General features: G+C 64.3%; 19 protein-coding genes, 1 tRNA gene and 1 other RNA gene. 11 read left to right on the top strand and 10 right to left on the bottom strand.

Going from position 1 to position 17,479, the window contains the following annotated elements; translation table 11 throughout:
* From glgA to D0Z70_RS04485, 3 genes are all read left to right on the top strand, one after another.
* Entirely contained in the window at positions 1 to 1,449 is a 1,449-nt protein-coding gene (glgA, locus tag D0Z70_RS04495; protein WP_119744229.1) for a glycogen synthase GlgA, read from the top strand.
* Complete coding sequence (glgX, locus tag D0Z70_RS04490; RefSeq protein WP_119744228.1) at positions 1,446 to 3,332, top strand: glycogen debranching protein GlgX; 1,887 nt, start codon at positions 1,446 to 1,448, stop codon at positions 3,330 to 3,332. Before glgA ends, glgX begins: the two co-directional genes overlap by 4 nt.
* Before the next feature lie 139 nt (positions 3,333 to 3,471).
* Positions 3,472 to 4,008 (top strand): hotdog domain-containing protein, encoded by a 537-nt coding sequence (locus D0Z70_RS04485; protein ID WP_239018810.1) that lies wholly within the window; start codon positions 3,472 to 3,474, stop codon positions 4,006 to 4,008.
* 13 nt (positions 4,009 to 4,021) lie between these two features.
* On the opposite strand, the gene D0Z70_RS04480 is transcribed toward D0Z70_RS04485, so the two are convergent.
* The 4 genes from D0Z70_RS04480 to rpsD form a co-directional block, all read right to left on the bottom strand.
* Positions 4,022 to 4,097: transfer RNA gene (locus D0Z70_RS04480), tRNA-Lys, on the bottom strand.
* 23 nt (positions 4,098 to 4,120) lie between these two features.
* A complete protein-coding gene (gene folK / locus D0Z70_RS04475; protein ID WP_119744226.1) occupies positions 4,121 to 4,651 on the bottom strand; it encodes a 2-amino-4-hydroxy-6-hydroxymethyldihydropteridine diphosphokinase in 531 nt (176 codons plus the stop codon).
* Positions 4,652 to 4,695: 44 nt separating this feature from the next.
* Entirely contained in the window at positions 4,696 to 4,923 is a 228-nt protein-coding gene (locus tag D0Z70_RS04470) for a hypothetical protein (RefSeq protein WP_119744224.1), read from the bottom strand.
* 82 nt (positions 4,924 to 5,005) lie between these two features.
* Positions 5,006 to 5,620 carry a 30S ribosomal protein S4 gene (rpsD, locus tag D0Z70_RS04465; RefSeq protein ID WP_119744223.1) on the bottom strand — a complete coding sequence of 205 codons (615 nt, stop codon included), beginning with the start codon at positions 5,618 to 5,620 and terminating at the stop codon, positions 5,006 to 5,008.
* Positions 5,621 to 5,834: 214 nt separating this feature from the next.
* On the opposite strand from rpsD, the gene D0Z70_RS04460 reads away from it, so the two are divergent.
* On the top strand, positions 5,835 to 6,131 hold the full coding sequence (locus D0Z70_RS04460; RefSeq protein ID WP_119744222.1) for a chorismate mutase: 297 nt from the start codon (positions 5,835 to 5,837) through the stop codon (positions 6,129 to 6,131).
* A 204-nt stretch (positions 6,132 to 6,335) separates the two neighbouring features.
* Here the strand turns inward: D0Z70_RS04460 and D0Z70_RS04455 are convergent, their stop codons facing one another.
* The 4 genes from D0Z70_RS04455 to rpiB all read right to left on the bottom strand — a co-directional run bounded on the left by D0Z70_RS04455 (position 6,336) and on the right by rpiB (position 9,831).
* Positions 6,336 to 7,415: a TrmJ/YjtD family RNA methyltransferase gene (locus tag D0Z70_RS04455; protein ID WP_119744220.1), complete on the bottom strand. Its 1,080-nt coding sequence runs from the start codon at positions 7,413 to 7,415 to the stop codon at positions 6,336 to 6,338.
* A 76-nt stretch (positions 7,416 to 7,491) separates the two neighbouring features.
* On the bottom strand, positions 7,492 to 7,950 hold the full coding sequence (nrdR, locus tag D0Z70_RS04450) for a transcriptional regulator NrdR (RefSeq protein WP_119744218.1): 459 nt from the start codon (positions 7,948 to 7,950) through the stop codon (positions 7,492 to 7,494).
* A 130-nt stretch (positions 7,951 to 8,080) separates the two neighbouring features.
* Positions 8,081 to 9,382: a serine hydroxymethyltransferase gene (glyA, locus tag D0Z70_RS04445; protein WP_119744216.1), complete on the bottom strand. Its 1,302-nt coding sequence runs from the start codon at positions 9,380 to 9,382 to the stop codon at positions 8,081 to 8,083.
* An 11-nt stretch (positions 9,383 to 9,393) separates the two neighbouring features.
* Positions 9,394 to 9,831, bottom strand: a complete 438-nt coding sequence (gene rpiB, locus D0Z70_RS04440; RefSeq protein WP_119744215.1) for a ribose 5-phosphate isomerase B — start codon at positions 9,829 to 9,831, stop codon at positions 9,394 to 9,396.
* A 102-nt stretch (positions 9,832 to 9,933) separates the two neighbouring features.
* Here rpiB and D0Z70_RS24825 point away from each other — a divergent pair, with 102 nt between their 5' ends.
* Positions 9,934 to 10,101 (top strand): hypothetical protein, encoded by a 168-nt coding sequence (locus D0Z70_RS24825; protein ID WP_182913837.1) that lies wholly within the window; start codon positions 9,934 to 9,936, stop codon positions 10,099 to 10,101.
* 18 nt (positions 10,102 to 10,119) lie between these two features.
* Here the strand turns inward: D0Z70_RS24825 and D0Z70_RS04435 are convergent, their stop codons facing one another.
* On the bottom strand, positions 10,120 to 11,106 hold the full coding sequence (locus D0Z70_RS04435; protein WP_119744214.1) for a fatty acid desaturase family protein: 987 nt from the start codon (positions 11,104 to 11,106) through the stop codon (positions 10,120 to 10,122).
* Positions 11,107 to 11,250: 144 nt separating this feature from the next.
* Positions 11,251 to 11,907: an alpha/beta hydrolase gene (locus D0Z70_RS04430; protein WP_017184627.1), complete on the bottom strand. Its 657-nt coding sequence runs from the start codon at positions 11,905 to 11,907 to the stop codon at positions 11,251 to 11,253.
* Positions 11,908 to 12,059: 152 nt separating this feature from the next.
* Between D0Z70_RS04430 and D0Z70_RS04425 the strand changes: the two genes are divergently transcribed.
* The 6 genes from D0Z70_RS04425 (at position 12,060) to D0Z70_RS04400 (ending at position 17,478) form a co-directional block, all read left to right on the top strand.
* Positions 12,060 to 13,181: a cysteine desulfurase family protein gene (locus D0Z70_RS04425; protein WP_119744213.1), complete on the top strand. Its 1,122-nt coding sequence runs from the start codon at positions 12,060 to 12,062 to the stop codon at positions 13,179 to 13,181.
* Positions 13,178 to 14,266: a cysteine desulfurase family protein gene (locus D0Z70_RS04420; protein ID WP_119744431.1), complete on the top strand. Its 1,089-nt coding sequence runs from the start codon at positions 13,178 to 13,180 to the stop codon at positions 14,264 to 14,266. Before D0Z70_RS04425 ends, D0Z70_RS04420 begins: the two co-directional genes overlap by 4 nt.
* A 17-nt stretch (positions 14,267 to 14,283) precedes the next feature.
* Complete coding sequence (locus D0Z70_RS04415; RefSeq protein ID WP_119744430.1) at positions 14,284 to 14,619, top strand: 2Fe-2S iron-sulfur cluster-binding protein; 336 nt, start codon at positions 14,284 to 14,286, stop codon at positions 14,617 to 14,619.
* The gene (gene blaSGM / locus D0Z70_RS04410; protein WP_119744211.1) at positions 14,616 to 15,587 is read left to right on the top strand and encodes an SGM family class A beta-lactamase; all 972 of its coding nucleotides are present in this window, start codon (positions 14,616 to 14,618) and stop codon (positions 15,585 to 15,587) included. The genes D0Z70_RS04415 and blaSGM overlap by 4 nt, the downstream gene beginning before the upstream one ends.
* A gap of 119 nt (positions 15,588 to 15,706) precedes the next feature.
* Positions 15,707 to 15,804: signal recognition particle sRNA small type (ffs, locus tag D0Z70_RS04405), an RNA gene on the top strand.
* Between the two features lie 51 nt (positions 15,805 to 15,855).
* Entirely contained in the window at positions 15,856 to 17,478 is a 1,623-nt protein-coding gene (locus D0Z70_RS04400) for a DNA polymerase III subunit gamma/tau (RefSeq protein WP_119744210.1), read from the top strand.
* The last annotated feature ends 1 nt before the right edge of the window (position 17,479 follow it).

Genomic DNA, 17,479 nt, shown 5'->3' with positions numbered 1-17,479 from the left:
GTGGCGATGCAATTACTGTCGGTCGCGTCCGAAGTCTATCCGCTGATCAAGACCGGCGGCCTTGCCGATGTCACAGGTGCGCTGCCGGGTGCGCTGGCGGCGCAGGATGTTGCAGTGCGGACGGTGGTGCCAGGTTACCCCGCCGTGATGGCGCGGCTGGGCAAGGCTAAGGTGGTGCGGCGCTATGAGGCGCTGTTCGGCGTCTCCGCCACGGTGCTGGCAGCCAGCGTCGGCGGGCTGGACCTGCTGGTGCTAGATGCGCCCGATTTCTATGCGCGCGAAGGTGGTCCCTATGGCGACCATGCGGGCAATGAGTGGGGCGACAATTGGCGGCGCTTTGCCGCCTTGTCGCGGGTCGGGGCGGATATTGCCGCCGAAGGTGTGAAGGGCTGGCGGCCCGATGTCGTCCATGTCCATGACTGGCAGGCGGCGATGACCGCGGCCTATATGCGCTTTGGCCCCGCCCATGCCGTGCCCAAAGTGATGACGATCCACAACCTGGCGTTTCAGGGGCGGTTCAGTGCGGATATCTTTCCCGCGCTGGGCCTGCCGCAGGAGGCGTGGGGGGTGGATGGTGTCGAATATTATGGCGGCATCGGCTATTTGAAGGCGGGGCTGGTGTCGGCTGATGCTATCACGACAGTGAGCCAGACATATGCGGAGGAAATTCGCTCGCCCGTCCATGGCATGGGGCTGGATGGCCTGATCAACGGGCGGGTCGACCGGCTGCATGGCATATTGAACGGGGTTGATACCGACATATGGAACCCTGCAAATGATAGCCTGATTCCAAAGGCTTATACGGCACGCGCCCTTGGCGCACGGACGGCCAATCGTCACGCGCTGGAGAGCCGCTTTGGCCTGGATCATGATGGTGCGCCGATCTTCACCATCGTCAGCCGCCTGACCTGGCAGAAGGGCATGGACCTGATGGTAGGCGCGATCGATCATCTGGTCGGGCTGGGCGCGAAGCTGGCGGTGCTGGGATCGGGCGATCATCCGCTGGAGGGCGCGTTTCTGGGCGCGGCGGACCGGCATCGTGGACGGATCGGCGTGCAGATCGGCTATGACGAGCCATTGTCGCATTTGATGCAGGCGGGGGGGGATGCGATATTGATTCCGTCGCGCTTCGAGCCGTGCGGGCTGACGCAGCTCTATGCGTTGCGCTATGGCTGCGTGCCGGTGGTAGCGCGGGTCGGTGGACTGGCGGACACGGTGATCGACGCCAATGAGGCGGCGGTGGCGGCGGGGGCGGCGACGGGCATCGTCTTTGCCCCGTCCGATCCGCTGGCGCTGCATGGCGCGATTGGCCGGACGGTGCGGCTGCATGGGCAACGGCCGGTGTGGCAGGCGATGCAGCGGGCGGGGATGCGCAGCGAAGTGTCGTGGGATCATAGCGCGGCGCGCTATGCGGCGCTCTACCGGGCGTTGCTGGCGGAGGTGGCGTGAGCGGGGGCGGATGCGCGCCGGTCATCGGTGCCACCGCCACCCACTTTTCGATCTGGGCACCGGAGGCCGGGCAGCTCTGGTTGTGCCTGTTCGACCACGCTGATCGGGAGACGCGGCTGCCGATGCTGCGCGATGGCGATGGCGTGTGGCATGTGGAGGCGGCGGGTGTCGGGGCAGGGGCGCGTTATGGCGTGCGGGCCGGTGGTCCCTATGATCCGGCTGCGGGGCTGTGGTTCGATCCCGACAAGTTGCTGCTTGATCCTTATGCGCCTGCGATCGACCGGGCGTTCGTCTATGATCCGGCACTGACGGCGCGGCGTGGCGAGGGGGGCGATACCGCGCCGCTGATGCCGAAAGGCGTGGTTGCCGCGCCGGACGCGCCGGTCCCTGCCAAGCCGCCGCATTTCGCGCCGGGTGGCCTGATCTACGAATTGCATGTGCGTGGTTTCACGATGCTGCATCCCGATGTGCCGGAAGCGCAGCGCGGCACGATCGCCGCGCTCGCCCATCCCGCTGTGATCGCGCATTTGAAGCGATTGCATGTGTCTGCCGTCGAACTGATGCCGATCAACGCCTGGATCGACGAGCGGCATCTGGGTCCGCTCGGCCTCACCAACTATTGGGGTTATAATCCGGTCAGCTGGTTTGCGCTGGACCCGCGCCTTGCGCCCGGCGGGTTGGCCGAACTGCGCGCAACCGTCGCGGCGCTGCATGAAGCGGGGATCGGCGTGATCCTGGACATGGTCTATAATCATAATGGCGAGAGCGACATATATGGGCCGACGCTATCGCTGCGTGGCCTGAATGCCCGCGACTATTTCCGCCATGCCGATGACGGGCGGCTGATCAACGATACCGGGACGGGCAACAGCGTTGCGTGCAACCAGCCGGTGGTGCGCCGTTTGATTATGGATTCGCTGCGCCATTTCGTGACGCAGGCCGGGGTGGATGGATTTCGCTTCGATCTGGGGCCGGCGCTAGGGCGGATGGCGGACGGCTTTGATCCTAATGCGCCATTGCTGGAAGAGATGCGGGCCGACCCCGTGCTGGCCGACCGGGTGATGATCGCTGAGCCGTGGGACATCGGACCGGGGGGCTATCAGCTGGGGCGGTTTGGCGAGGGGTGGCTGGAATGGAATGACCGCTATCGCGATGATATGCGGCGCTTCTGGCGCGGGGACGCGGGAACGCTGGGCGGTTTTGCGACGCGGCTGGCCGGATCGTCGGACATATTCGGGGGCGGTGAGACCCGAAGCGTCAATTTCCTGGCGGCCCATGATGGCTTCACCCTGGCGGACCTGACCGCTTATGAGCAGCGGCACAATCACGCCAATGGTGAACAGAATCGCGATGGCCATGGCGAAAATCTGAGCTGGAATAATGGCGTGGAGGGGCTGAGCGAAGACCCCGCCATTGTCGCGGCGCGGCGGCGCGATGTGATGGCGCTGCTGTCGACGCTTTTTTGTTCGCGGGGGGCGATCATGCTGAGCGCGGGCGATGAATTTGGCCGCAGCCAGCGGGGCAATAATAATGCCTATGCACAGGATAATGCGATCGGCTGGGTCGATTGGGCGGGGCGGGACCGGGAGATAGAAGCCCACGCCTTTGCGCTGGCGGCGCTGCGGGCGCGATGCCCTGACCTCATGGATATTGCCCTGCTGCGGGACGAGGATGTGGTCTGGCTGAATGAGGGCGGCGAACCGATGACGGTCGCGCAATGGGAGCAGCCGGAGCGGCGCTGCGTCGCGCTGCATTTCGTGCGGTCGGGATGGACGCTGTGCGTCAATGGCAGCCGGGAGGCGCAGGATTTTCGCCTGGGCGATGATCGCTACTTCATAGTTGCCAGTCGTAGCCTGTTGTTGCTCGATCCATTCCCCGGCTAAGGGGCTTGAGCCTCCCGATGACCGGGGCTGGAACGAGCAAGAGAAAGTTGGCGCGATGTCGGAAAAACGGCCACCCATGTTTCAAGGCCTTAGGCGGGGCAGGGCCAGAGGGCCGCTGCCGGATTCGGCCTATCCCGCGATGATTGATATATTGCGCGATTTTCTGGACGATCTGGCCAGCGCCAGTCTGGATGAAACGACGATCGGGGCGCTGACGGCGGACCTGAGTGACTGGCGTGGCCGATTGGAACCATTGAAGGCGGGTGAGGACGAGCGGATGTTCGGTCGCGTCGATGATGTGCCGGGCCATGGTCAGGTCATGTGTCCGGCCTTCGCGATCGAAGAGCAGGATGCGACGTCAGTTCGGGCGACGGTTAGCTTTGGCGACTATTTTCTGGGCGGCAATGCCGCGGCCCATGGCGGCGCGGTGTCGCTGCTGTTCGACGAAGTGCTGGGCATACCGGCCAATTCGGGTCCAGCCATGATGGCGCGCACCGCCTATCTCCACGTCAATTACCGTGCGATCACGCCAATGAACCGGCCGCTGACCGTGACGGCGACCCTCTATGCGGTCGAGGGCAGAAAGCGGTTTGTGCGCGGGGAATTGAAGGATGGCGAACGGCTGTGCGCGGACGCCGACGGGCTGTTTCTGGAACTGCTGCCCGGCCAGCAATGATGGCCGGTCATGATGGTGAGTCCAGCTGGGTTCGAACCAGCGACCTACTGATTAAAAGTCAGTTGCTCTACCGACTGAGCTATGGACCCCCGATTGCTGAGGTGCGCTCGCCCTAAAGGGGGCGGCGGGGATGGTCAACCTCTTGTGGCATGGTTTGTTGGGCTTTTTGCAGGCGGGCGTCGAGGTGGCGGATCGTGAGGGCGGATCGGGGATCGCGCCATCCGGGGGCGATGGCGCGGAGCGGGGTCAGGACGAAATCGCGCGCGGCAAAGGCGGGGTGGGGGATGGTGAGCATCGGACTGTTCCAGATGCCGCCGGACCAGAGGATGATGTCGATATCGACGCTGCGCGCGCCCCAGCGGCGGTAGCGGCGGCGGCCCAGCGCCTGTTCGATCGACTGGAGCCAGGCGAGCATGGCGGGCGGTTCGAGCGGGGATTGGACCAGTATCGCGGCGTTGGCGTAGCGGCGGCGGGAGGGGCCGATCGGCGGGGTTTCGATGGTGGGCGACGTTGCCACGATCCGGGCGTGCTGCGCGATTCGCGTTGCGGCTTCAGCCAGCAGTTGCCGGGGTGTCAGGCGGGCGGACAGGGGACGGTTCGATCCCAGGGCCAGCGCGTAGAGGTGAAGGGCTGTTTTCGCCATAAGGCTGCGCTTATAGAGGTGGACGACGCGTGCAAGCCCGGACGTCAGGACTCCACTGTCCCGCCTTTGCCATTTTTCGCTGACGCCTTCATTTCCTCATACACGGCTTCGCGCGTATCGGCGTCCAGCGCCTCAAGATATTTGACCGCGTCCTTGTAGGTCAGGAAGTCCTTGCCGTCGGCGATGATCGGCACGGCGCGGCCATTGTATATCCGCCTGAGCAGTCGCCTTTGCGTTCGTCCGATCGGCGATGTGCTTTCGGTGTCGGTCATACTCTTTTCTGAAGCCTTCTGCATGAAAAAGGGCGGCTCCTTGCGGGGCCGCCCTTTTTATATGGCATTGGGTAGAAGCCGATCAGCGCGAATAGAATTCGACGACCAGATTGGGCTCCATCTTCACCGGATAGGGCACTTCGTCCAGCGTGGGGACGCGGACATAGGTGACCTTGGCGGCGCCATCGGGCGAGACATAGTCGGGGATGTCGCGTTCGGCCAGAGCCTGTGCTTCCATCACCAGCGCCATTTCCTGCGCCTTCTTGCCCAGGGTGATTTCGTCGCCCGGCTTCACCAGACGCGAGGCAATGTTGCACTTCACGCCGTTCACATAGATGTGGCCGTGTGACACGATCTGGCGCGACGAGAAGATGGTCGGCGCGAACTTGGCGCGATAGACGACGGCGTCCAGGCGGCGTTCGAGCAGGCCGATCAGGTTCTGGCCAGTGTCGCCCTTCATGCGGCTCGCCTCAAAATAGTTCTTCTTGAACTGCTTTTCGGTGATGTCGCCATAATAGCCTTTGAGCTTCTGCTTGGCGCGCAGCTGGATGCCGTAATCGGACACCTTGCCCTTGCGGCGCTGGCCGTGCTGACCGGGGCCATATTCGCGCTTGTTCACAGGCGACTTGGGACGGCCCCAGATATTCTCGCCCATGCGACGGTCGAGTTTATACTTGGCGGCAGTGCGCTTCGTCATCAATAATTCCTTACAAATGCTAACAACTAAGCCCGCCCTGAAAGGGTGAGCATCATTCCCGGTATCGCCTACGTCCGTGTTGCGTTTGTGCGCTCAGGGGCAGGGCCACCGCTTCACCGGGATGCGGGACCAATTGCGAAGGCGCGCCTATGGCCACAAGGGGGCGGCATGTCAACCCTCGACAGGGGCAGGAGCGACGCCTAATTGGCGGGGCATGAACCCTGATGATTATAGCAGCATGGTCGAGGTGCGGGCGGGTGTCGATGCGATCGACCGCGAACTGGTCGCGTTGCTGGCCGCGCGATTTGCCCATATGCGCGCCGCCGCCCGGATCAAGCCTGATCGCGGCGCGGTGCGGGACGAGGCGCGCAAGCGTCAGGTGATCGATCAGGCCTGTGCGGAGGCAGCGCGGGTGGGCGCGCCGGTGGAGATTGTCGCGGAGCTGTGGGAGCAGCTGGTCGAGGCGTCGATTGCCTATGAGATGGCGGAGTTTGAGCGGACGCGGGGTTAGAATTGGGTGACTTGTAGCTAACCCGTTCGTCCCCCGCCTTCGCGGGGGCAGGCTCTGAGTAGCCAATGAGCGAAGTCGGAGTCGCAGACGACCGTAGGTCAAATAATGTATCGAAGGATTGCGTAACATGCTTCGATACGGGCCATCGACAAGCTCAGTCCCTACTCAGGACGAACGGTGTTTGGGAATGGTAACATTATCACTTCAGCGTTCGCGCGGGCGGTTGAGGTGGGAGAGGACGCCGCGGAGCGTGCGCACCTCCAGATGGTTCCAGCCCGGCTTGGTCAAAAGGTTGCGCAGCGTCAGCCGGGTCGCGTTGGCGCGGTCGGGCGGGAAGAAATAGCCGACCTTTTCCAGCAGCGTGTTGAGCTGCTCGATCATCCCCTCCAGCTCCACCTGTGGCGCCGGTTCGCCAAGGTCGGTGATGGTGGGTTGCGACAGGTTGGCCCGTTTCGACCATTCATAGGCGCACAGGATGACAGCCTGAGCAAGGTTCAGGGAGCCAAATTCCGGGTTGATCGGGACCGTGAGAATCTTGCGGGCGAGCGCGACATCCTCGGTCTCCAGCCCTGAGCGTTCCGGCCCGAAAATATAGGCGCAGCGGCCCTGCGCGGCGTGGATTTCGCGGGCGGCTTCCTCCGGGGTCACGACCGGCTTTGTGACGCCGCGCTTGCGCACGGTGGTGGCATAGACATGGGCGCAGTCGGAGACGGCATCAGCGAGGGTTTCGAACACTTGCGCCTGATCGAGGATGAAGTCTGCTCCGGCTGCCGACGGGCCGGCATCCGGGTTGGGCCAGCCGTCGCGGGGCGAGACCAGCCGCATTTCAGTGAGGCCGAAATTGAGCATGGCGCGCGCGGCCTTGCCGATATTCTCGCCAAGCTGGGGGCGGACGAGGACGATGACGGGGGGAGGGGGCATGACGGGTTCCGATTGGTCAGCAGGATCAGTCTCATCCTCCGTTCGCCCTGAGCGAAGTCGAAGGGCGTCACTGAGCGAAGGCGAAGTGTGGGAAATGGAAGCCTTCTTCAGCTTGTCCCAATTCTCCGCAATCAACGCTTCCTTCTTTTTGCGTGACCAGCCCTTGATTTGCAGTTCGCTGGCAAGTGCTTCCGCGCGCGTTTCAAACTCAGCAGACCAAACAAGTTCAACGGGACGACGGTCGAATGTGTAGCCTTTGATGACGCCGGACTGATGCTGGGCGATCCGTGTTTCAAAATTATCTGTGTGGCCGGTATAATAGGAGCCGTCGGAACAGCGCAGCATATAGGCGTGAAAGGTCATTGCTGATCAGGACCTCGCTGCGCTCGGTCGAGCCCTTCGACTTCGCTCAGGGCGAACGGAGTGAGAGAGAAGCCCATCACCCGCCCACTTCCTTCACCGTACTCGCAAATTCCTCGAAATCCCTGGCGTCGGTGAAGTCCTTATAGACGCTTGCGAAGCGGATATAGGCGACGCTGTCGAGGCGCTTGAGGCCTTCCATGACCAGTTCGCCGATGGCGCGGGCCGGGACTTCGCTGTCGCCGCTGGTTTCGAGCTGGCGCTGGATGCCGGAGATGAGTTTTTCGATGCGGCTGGGGTCGATCGGGCGCTTGCGGCAGGCGATGCCGATCGAGCGGGCGAGCTTGTCGCGCTCGAACGCTTCCTTGCGGCCCTCGCTCTTGACCACCCAGATGTCGCGCAGCTGGATACGCTCGAAGGTGGTGAAGCGCGCGGCGCAGGCTTCGCACTGGCGGCGGCGGCGGATGGCGTTGCCATCTTCCGTCGGCCGACTGTCCTTCACCTGGCTGTCCTCATGGGCGCAGAAGGGGCAGCGCATTCACATTCTCCCACAAGTTCCCCCTCTCGCTTGCGGGAGGGGGCTAGGGGGTGGGCCTGTCCTAACGCTGCCTAAGCCGGACAGGCCCCACCCCAACCCCTCCCCTGAAGGAGAGGGGCTTTCATGTTGCTCAATAAATCGGGAAGCGGCTTGTCAGCGCCAGCACCTTTTCGCGCACATGGGCTTCGACCTGGCCGTCGCCTTCGTCGCCATTGCGCTTGAGGCCTTCCACGACTTGCGCGATCAGTGCGCCGATCTCGCGGAATTCCGCTTCGCCAAAGCCGCGCGTGGTACCGGCGGGGGTGCCGAGGCGCACGCCCGACGTCACGAACGGGCTGGCAGTGTCGAAGGGCACATTATTCTTGTTGCAGGTGATGAAGGCGCGATCGAGCGCCTTTTCAGCGGCCTTGCCGGTGGTGTTCTTAGGCCGCAGGTCGACCAGCATCAGGTGATTGTCGGTGCCGCCCGACACGATCGACAGGCCAGCGTCCGCCAGCGTGGCGGCCAGCGTCTTGGCATTGGCGACGATCTGGTGGGCATAGGCCTTGAACTCAGGCGAAAGCGCTTCCTTGAAGGCCACGGCCTTGGCCGCGATGATGTGCATCAGCGGGCCGCCCTGGAGGCCGGGGAAGATGGCGCTGTTCAGCTTCTTGGCGATGGCTTCGTCATTGCTCAGGATGATGCCCGACCGCGGGCCACGCAGCGACTTGTGGGTCGTGGTGGTGGTGACGTGAGCGTAGGGGACGGGCGATGGATGCGCGCCGCCCGCGACCAGGCCGGAGAAGTGCGACATGTCGGCGAGCAGATAAGCGCCCACTTCGTCGGCAATTTCGCGGAAGCGCGGGAAATCCCAGACGCGCGAATAAGCGGTGCCGCCGCAGATGATCAGCTTTGGCTTGCACTCGCGCGCGATGCGGGCGACGTCGTCCATGTCGATCAGATGATCGTCGGCGCGCACGCCGTAAGGGACGGGGTTGAACCATTTGCCGCTCATATTGACCGGCGACCCGTGGGTCAGGTGCCCGCCCGAAGACAGGTCGAGGCCCATGAAGGTGTCGCCCGGCTGGAGCAGTGCCAGGAATACGGCCTGATTCATCTGGCTGCCGCTATTGGGCTGGACGTTGGCGAAGTTGGCGCCGAACAGCTGCTTGGCGCGTTCGATCGCCAGCGTTTCGACGACGTCGGCATATTCGCAGCCGCCATAGTAACGCTTGCCCGGATAGCCTTCGGCATATTTGTTGGTGAAGATGGAGCCGGCCGCTTCCAGCACCGCTTTCGACACGATATTTTCGGACGCGATCAGTTCGATCTTGTCCTGCTGGCGCTTCAGCTCGTTACCGATCGCGCCGAAAATTTCCGGGTCCGCGCTGGCGAGGCTTTCGCTGAAAAAGCCGTCCTGGCGGATGGCGGGGGCGAGGGTGTCGATGCTCATCTGGATTCCTTTCAGAGCGCGGGATGGGAGAGTTTTTCGACGCGACCGGCATGGCGGCCTCCGCCAAATTCGGTGGTGAGGAAAGCGGTGACGCAGGCCTTGGCCATGTCCACGCCGGTGAGGCGCGCGCCCATCGCGAGGACATTGGCGTCATTATGTTCGCGGCTGAGCGCGGCGGACAGCGGTTCGCCGACCAGCGCGGCGCGGCAGGCCGGGTTGCGATTGACCGCGATCGAGATGCCGATGCCCGAACCGCACAGCGCAATGCCGCGTTCGGCGTCGCCGGATGCTATGGCTGTCGCCAGCTTGTAACCATAATCGGGATAATCGACCCGGTCGGCTGTGGCGGGGCCAAGGTCGGCGACGTCATGTCCTTCGTCGCGCAGCCACTGGGCGAGTTCCGCCTTCAGGTCGATGGCGGCATGGTCGGATGCGATGGCGATTTTCATATGGAATGCGTCCCTTCACCACGGGGGTGATTCGTTCCCGCGCCTCATAGGGGGTGAGGGCGGCAATTGCCACCTTGGACCGCCGCCCTTATGGGAAGGGGCATGACAGGCACGATTTTATCTATCTTGATGCTGGCCGGGCTGCTGCTGACCGGCGGCGGGCTGTATGTGATGCTCAAATTGCGGGATCGGAAACGGGGTGCGCTGATGATCATCGCGGGGCTGGTGATGTTCGGCAATGTTGCGATCACGGTGGTGCCGTTCGGCTAAGTGGTCGTCGTTGCCCTTCTATACCGATGTGGCATCGGCTTTTGGCGGCATCAGTTCCCGGATGACACCGCTATAGCCCTGCGTGATGTGTGCGCCCGTCGCATAGGCAGGATCGGTCATCAGATGCTGGTGAAGCCGGCGCAAATTGGTCCACGGCACAGAGGGGAACAGATGATGTTCCAGATGATAGCTGACATTGAACGGCGCGATCAATATCCGGTCGAGCAGGGTGGGGATGACCGTGCGCGTGCCGGTGATCTCCCGATCGTCGGGGACGCCGACATGTTCGGCCATGGCACGGATCCGGTTAAATAAATTGGCCCAGATGAACTGCGGGATGATGAACAGCCCCAATATCTGCCAGCGCCAGGGTGACCACAGGATGAGGCCATAGATCGTGATGGCCCAGGCGACATAGCGCAGCCGAAGGCCCAAGCGATAATCGAAGTCGAAGCGACCCGGATTATGGAAATTGGCCAGCGGCGACCACACCCGGCCTGCGCGCGCGACACGATAATAGTTGAGGCCAAGCAGGCTGCGGAAAAACAGGCCGATCATGGCTTGGCCGCTTTTGGGGAAATGCTGGTCAGGGTCCTTGCGCTGGACGCGATAGTCATAGTCGCGGAGCGTGTTGGTGTGGCGATGATGCACCATATGAGCCACGCGATACAGATCGATGCTCATGACGAGTGGATAGGCGACGAAGATGTCGCTGATCAGATCGTTGACGCGCCTGTTGCTGAACAACAGTCTGTGACAGGCGTCGTGCATCATGACGGCCAGGCACTGTACCCGCGTTCCGATGACCAGCCCGGCTAGCACGTACATGGCGATATGGTCGATATGGATGGCGATTGCCATGGACGCCGCGATGATCGCCCATTGCAGGAACAGAAGCCAGGCGTTGCGCCAATTATCGACGACAGACAGTTGCCGGATCAGCGGCAGCGTGGTCCGGCGGGAATAGCGATATCCAGCTGCTCGCTCGACGGCGATGTCTGCCATAGGGGCTTTATCTCCACGTCCGGGCGTTGGCCGCATGCTATGACCCGGACGGATAAGCGTCAAGTTACGTGACGTCAGCCATGCTGCGCGCGAAAAAAAGGCCGCCTCGCGGACGGCCTTTTCGGATGGTCGGTGTTCCGGCCCTCAGCGGATCGGCGAGTCCGGGGACAGGCGCATGTCGAGATAATTGTCGACCGACTTCATCAGCTGGTCGAGTTCATGTTCGAAGAAATGGTTGGCGCCACGGATTTCGTCGTGGTGGATGGTGATGCCCTTTTGCGTGCGCAGCTTGTCGACAAGCTTCTGCACGGCGCTGGCGGTTACGACTTCGTCCGAAGTTCCCTGCACGATGATGCCCGATGAAGGGCAGGGGGCGAGGAAGGAGAAGTCGTACATGTTGGCGGGCGGCGCGACCGAGATGAAGCCGCGGATTTCGGGGCGGCGCATCAGCAGCTGCATCCCGATCCAGGCACCAAAGGAGAAGCCCGCGATCCAGGTGGTCTGCGCTTCGGGATGGAAGCTCTGCACCCAGTCGAGCGCCGCTGCGGCATCGGACAATTCACCGATGCCATTGTCGAACGTGCCCTGGCTGCGGCCGACGCCGCGGAAGTTGAAGCGCAGCACGGCAAAGCCGCGCTTCACGAAAGTCTTGTAGAGCGCCTGGGTGATGCGGTCATTCATCGTGCCGCCGCCCTGGGGGTGCGGGTGCAGGATCATGGCGACCGGCGCACGCGGGCGGGGCGGGGGGCTGAAGCGGCCTTCGAGGCGACCTTCGGGTCCGGTAAAGATTACGTCGGGCATGGCACCTGTTATCGTTATGGCCACCGAACACCTATGTCAGGTCGGCGGGCGGTGGCAAAAGGACGCGCGCCACGCCAGAAGCTGGCGCTGCGCGGCAGACCGCCTATATAGAAGCCGCCGCCATTTCCGCAATCAATGAGTAGCATCGCATCGTGGCTGCCCAACGCCTCTATCTTGACCATGCCGCGACCACGCCGATGCTGCCCGCCGCCAAGGCGGCGATGGTCGATGCGCTGGACCGCTGGGCCAACCCGTCGAGTCCCCATGCAGACGGGCGCGCGGCGCGCGCGATGCTGGAGACGGCGCGGGCGCGGATGGCCGAGGCGCTGGGGTGGCGGGGGCATGTGATCTTCACGTCCGGGGCGAGCGAGGCGATTGCGATTGGGCTGACACGGGGCCAGGCAAAGCGGGTGGTGACATCGCCAGTCGAGCATGATTCGGTGTTGCGGGTGACGGAGGGTGCGGAGCGGCTGGCGGTGGATGGAGATGGCTTAGTTTCCTTCCGTCATTCCCGCGCAGGCGGGAATCCATCTCCCACCTTATCGGCAGTCCCAACGCCGGAGATGGATCCCCGCCTTCGCGGGGATGACGGGGTTGGGGAGGGGTGCGCAGTTCTCGCCATCCAGCACGTCAATAATGAGACCGGGGTGATCCAGCCGCTCGATGGGCTGGGTCGCGGGGATGCGTTGCTTTTCGCTGATTGCGCCCAGAGTGCGGGGAAGTTGCCGTTGCCGGACGCGGACATGATCGCGATCAGTGCGCATAAATTTGGCGGGCCGCCGGGGATTGGCGCGCTGCTGGTGCGCGACTTGGGGCTGCTGCACGCCGGGGGCGGGCAGGAGCAGGGCTATCGGGCGGGGACGGAGAATTTGCCTGCCATATTGGCGATGGCGGCGGCGCTGGAGGCGCGGACGGATTGGTTGCCCGATGCGGCGCGGCTGAGGGCGCGGCTGGATGCGGGGATTGAGGCGGCAGGGGGTCAAGTCGTTGCGCGCGATGCGGCGCGGATTCCGGCCATTGCCAGCTACCGGATGCCGGGCCTGTCGGCGCGGGCGCAGCTGATCCAGTTCGATCTGGCGGGGATTTCGGTGTCGGCGGGCAGCGCTTGCTCGTCGGGGTCGCTCAAGACCAGCCATGTGCTGCACGCGATGGGATGGGACGAGGCGGCGGCGAGCGAGGTGGTGCGGGTCAGTTTCGGGCCGCAGACGAGCGAGGCCGATGTCGAGCGGTTCCTGGGCCAGTGGGTAACCATGGCGGCGCGGGCGGGGCGATGATTTATCTGGATTATCAGGCGACAACGCCGCTTGCCCCGGAAGCCTTTGACGCGATGGTGCCGTTGCTGCGCGATCAGTTTGCCAATCCGCACAGCGCGCATCGACTGGGCCGGGCCGCCGCCGCGCAGGTGGAGGTAGCGCGCGAGGAGATTGGTCGGTTGTTGCCGAGTGGGGGGCGTTTGCTCTTTACGTCCGGGGCGACCGAGGCGCTGAATATCGCGATACAGGGCGCGCCGTCGGGGGACATTGTTACGATCGCGACGGAACATGCCGCCGTGCTGGATACGGTGGACGCTTTGCGTCGCGCTGGGCGGACGGTCACGATCTTGCCGATCGGGCCTGACGGGCTGGTGGATATGGATGCGGCTGCGCGGGCCATTCGTCCCGGCGTTGCGCTGGTGGTGGCGATGCTGGTCAATAATGAGATTGGCGTGATCCAGCCGGTCGCGGCGCTGGCCGATCTGGCGCGGAACGCGGGTGCCTTGTTCCTGTGCGACGTGGTGCAGGGCTATGGCCGGGTGCCGATCCCTGACAATTGCGACATGGTAGCGATCAGCGCGCACAAGATTCACGGTCCCAAGGGTGTCGGCGCATTGTGGCTGCGCGACGGGGTGAAGCCTGCGCCGCTGATCCATGGCGGGGGGCAGGAGGGCGGCTTGCGGTCGGGCACGCTGTCGCCTGCCCTGTGCGCCGGGTTCGGCGTGGCGGCGCGGTTGATGCGGGAGCGGGCTGAGGATGATCGCGCGCATGTCGAAAGGCTGGCGGCGATGGCGCGTAGCCTGTTTGCCGACTGGACGATCAATGGCAGCGCGGAGGCGCGCTATCCCGGCAATCTGAACCTGCGCTGCGAGGGAATCGACGGGGCGCGGCTGTTGTCATATTGCCGCAATATTGCTTTTTCGTTGGGAAGCGCTTGCGCAAGCGGGTCCGGGCGGCCTAGCCATGTGCTGCGCGCACTGGGCCTGACAGACGCACAGGCGCGTGGATCGGTGCGGATCGGCTTTGGCCGCTACACGACAGCGACCGAACTGGAGAGCGCTGCGGAGGCATTGAACAGGGCGGCAGCCGAACAAACGGCGCCGTGACAGGGAGCGTCGCGTCAATGACCAGGATCATATTCATCAGCGCCGATGGCGAGCGACGGCAGGAAGTCGACGCCCCGGCGGGATCGGTCCTGCTGGATGTGGCGCAGGCGGCGGGCCAGCCACTGGAGGGGACGTGCGAGGGGCAGATGGCCTGTTCCACCTGCCATGTCATCGTCGATGCAGCGGACTTTCCGCATCTGGGACGCGCGAGCGAGGATGAGGAGGATATGCTGGACCTGGCAGCCGCTGCCACGCGCACCAGCCGCCTGTCCTGCCAGATCGTGCTGGCGGAAGGGCTGGACAGCCTGACCGTTCGTATTCCCGCCGAATCCTATAATATGCAGGGCATGTGAGCATCAGCCCGCTCCGTTTCGCTGCGTTGGCCGCGATCCTGTGCCTGACCGCGCCGACGCTGGCCGCGCCGAAGAAGAAGGTGCCGGAGCCAGTGCCGACCGGGCGGCTCGATTCGCTGCTGCCGCCGCCGCCGCGCTATCTGGTGCCGCAATCGGCGCTGGCGTCGGTGCGCAATCCCAGGACGATCGAGGAGGAGACTGGCGGGCGTCTGGGCATCGCACTGGTGGACAGCAAGGGGGCGTTGATCCTGGGCTTCAACCGGGACGAGCGGTTTGCGCTCTGTTCGACCTTCAAAGCGCCGCTGGCCGCTGCCGTGCTGATCGGCGCGGAGGGGGGCAAGTTCGGGCTGGACGGGCAGATCCCGTTCGGCAAGGACGACATCCTCGACTACGCACCGGTGGTGAAGAAGAACAAGAAGCGCGGCCGGATGAGCATGGCCGAGCTGGCGCAGGCGGCGGTCGAGGTGAGCGACAATAGCGCGGCGAACCTGCTGCTGCCGATGCTGGGCGGGCCGCAGGGGCTGACGGCTTTCATGCGCGCGCATGGCGACAGCGTGACCCGGCTGGATCGCAACGAACCGACATTGAATGAGAATGCGCCGGGCGATCCGCGCGATACCACCACGCCTGCGGCCATCGCGGGGCTGATGGGGCGGCTGCTGTTTCGCGATATGAAGGGCGAGAGCGCCGATCGCCTGCGGGCTTGGCTCAACGCCAGCAGCACCGGCGACAAAAGGATCAAGGCGGGCCTGCCCGAAGGCTGGACGTCGGGCAGCAAGACCGGGACATGCGGCACCGCCTATAATGACGTGGCGCTGGTGAAGGCGCCGTCGGGCGAGGAGTATATACTCGCCGTCTATCTCGACCGGCCGAGCGTGAACGCCAAGGCGGCGGAGGCGGCGATTGCGCAGGCGGCGCAGGCGGCGCTCGATTTTCTGGCGAAGGCACAGAAGAGCGGGCTGGATTAAACGCTCGTGCTCCCGCGCAGGCGGGAGCCCAGTTCTGCCGCCTCGACTGGGCTCCCGCCTGCGCGGGAGCACGGTTGCCATACCCCTTGCCATCCCCATCCTTCTTCGCCATATGCCGCGCCGGGAGTCGGGCGGACGAGGTCGTCGCCAACCTGGTCAGGTCCTGACGGAAGCAGCCACAGTGATTTTGCCGCGGGTCGTTCCGGCTCCCACCTTTCAGCCATCATCCTGCTTCGACAAGGGCCGCCCAAGCGGCTAGGACACAGATATGTCCGATTCCCCCCAGCCCTATCGCGTCCTTGCGCGCAAATATCGGCCGCGTAATTTCCGCGAGCTGATCGGCCAGGACGCGATGGTCCAGACGCTGGGCAATGCGATCAAGCGGGGGCGGCTGGCGCACGCCTTCCTGATGACCGGGGTGCGCGGGGTCGGCAAGACGTCGACCGCGCGGTTGATCGCCAAGGCGCTGAACTGCATTGGCGAGGATGGGCAGGGCGGGCCGACGATCGACCCGTGCGGTGTGTGCGAACCATGCCGCGCGATTGCGGAGGGGCGGCATATCGACGTGGTCGAGATGGACGCCGCCAGCCATACCGGCGTCGATGATGTGCGCGAGATTATCGAGGCGGTGCGCTATGCCGCCGTGTCGGCGCGCTACAAAATATACATCATCGACGAAGTGCATATGCTTTCCAAAAATGCGTTCAACGCGCTGTTGAAAACGCTGGAGGAGCCACCTGCCCATGTGAAATTCCTGTTCGCCACGACAGAGGTGAACAAGGTGCCGGTGACGGTCCTGTCGCGCTGCCAGCGATTCGATTTGCGGCGGATTCCGGCTGAATTGCTGGCGGGGCATTTCGCCCATGTCGTGGAGGCCGAGGGCGTCGCGGCGGAGGCGGATGCGCTATCGCTGATCGCGCAGGCGGCAGAAGGGTCTGCGCGTGACGGGCTGTCGATTCTGGATCAGGCCATTGCCCATGCCGAGATGGGTGAGGGCGAGCCGATGGTCACCGCCACCCAGGTCCGCGACATGCTGGGCCTGTCCGATCGCGGATCGGTGCGCCGGTTGCTGGGGCTGTTGCTGGAGGGGGATACCGCCGCGCTGCTGGCCGGGGTGCGCGATCAATATGCGTTGGGGGTCGAGCCGCTGGCGCTGATGCGCGGGCTACTGGAACTGGTCCATGCGGTGACGCTGGTGAAGGCCGGGCGCGACATTGCCAGCCCCGGCCAGTCCGCCGAGGAGCGCGAGGCGCTGGCCGACTGGGCGTCGCAGCTGGGCTTCGCGCCGTTGCATCGGCTGTGGCAATTGCTGCTGAAGGGGCATGACGAGGTGGCGGGCGCGGTCCTGCCGATCGAAAGCTGCGAAATGGCGCTGCTACGGGTGATGCACGCGGCGACCATGCCCGATCCGGGCGAACTGGCGCGGCTGCTGCGCGAGGGCGGGCCTGTCGTGGCTGCGCCATCGGGGGCGGTTGCTGCGGCATCGGCTCCGGCTTCGGCGGCTGGCCCGGCGGCGAAGCTGCCTGCGACGTTCGAGGATCTGATCGAAGCGCTGTGGCAGAAGGGCAAGGGGCAGCTGGCGCAGGAGCTGCATGATTGTGTCGGGCTGGTCCGCTATGCGCCGCCGGAAATCGACTATCGCGCGACGCCGCAATTGCCGTCCGACTTCGCCGGTCGCCTGACCCAGGCGTTGCGCGAGATGACGGGGATCGGATGGCGCGTGACGCTCAGCGACGCGGCAGCCCAACCGACCTTGCTGGAGCGCGAAGAAGCGGCCAAGGCGGAGGCTCGCGCCGACATATTGGAAATTCCGGTGGTCAAGGCGGCGATGGCCGCTTTCCCCGATGCTGCGCTGGTCGAAACCGACCAGCCGGAACAATGGAGTGCATGAC

Origin of the sequence: Sphingobium terrigena (assembly GCF_003591655.1) — a bacterium.
Taxonomy (GTDB): Bacteria; Pseudomonadota; Alphaproteobacteria; order Sphingomonadales; family Sphingomonadaceae; genus Sphingobium; species Sphingobium terrigena.
The sequence above is the reverse complement of the archived record's forward strand: the minus strand, read 5'-3'. Positions and strand labels throughout refer to the sequence as shown.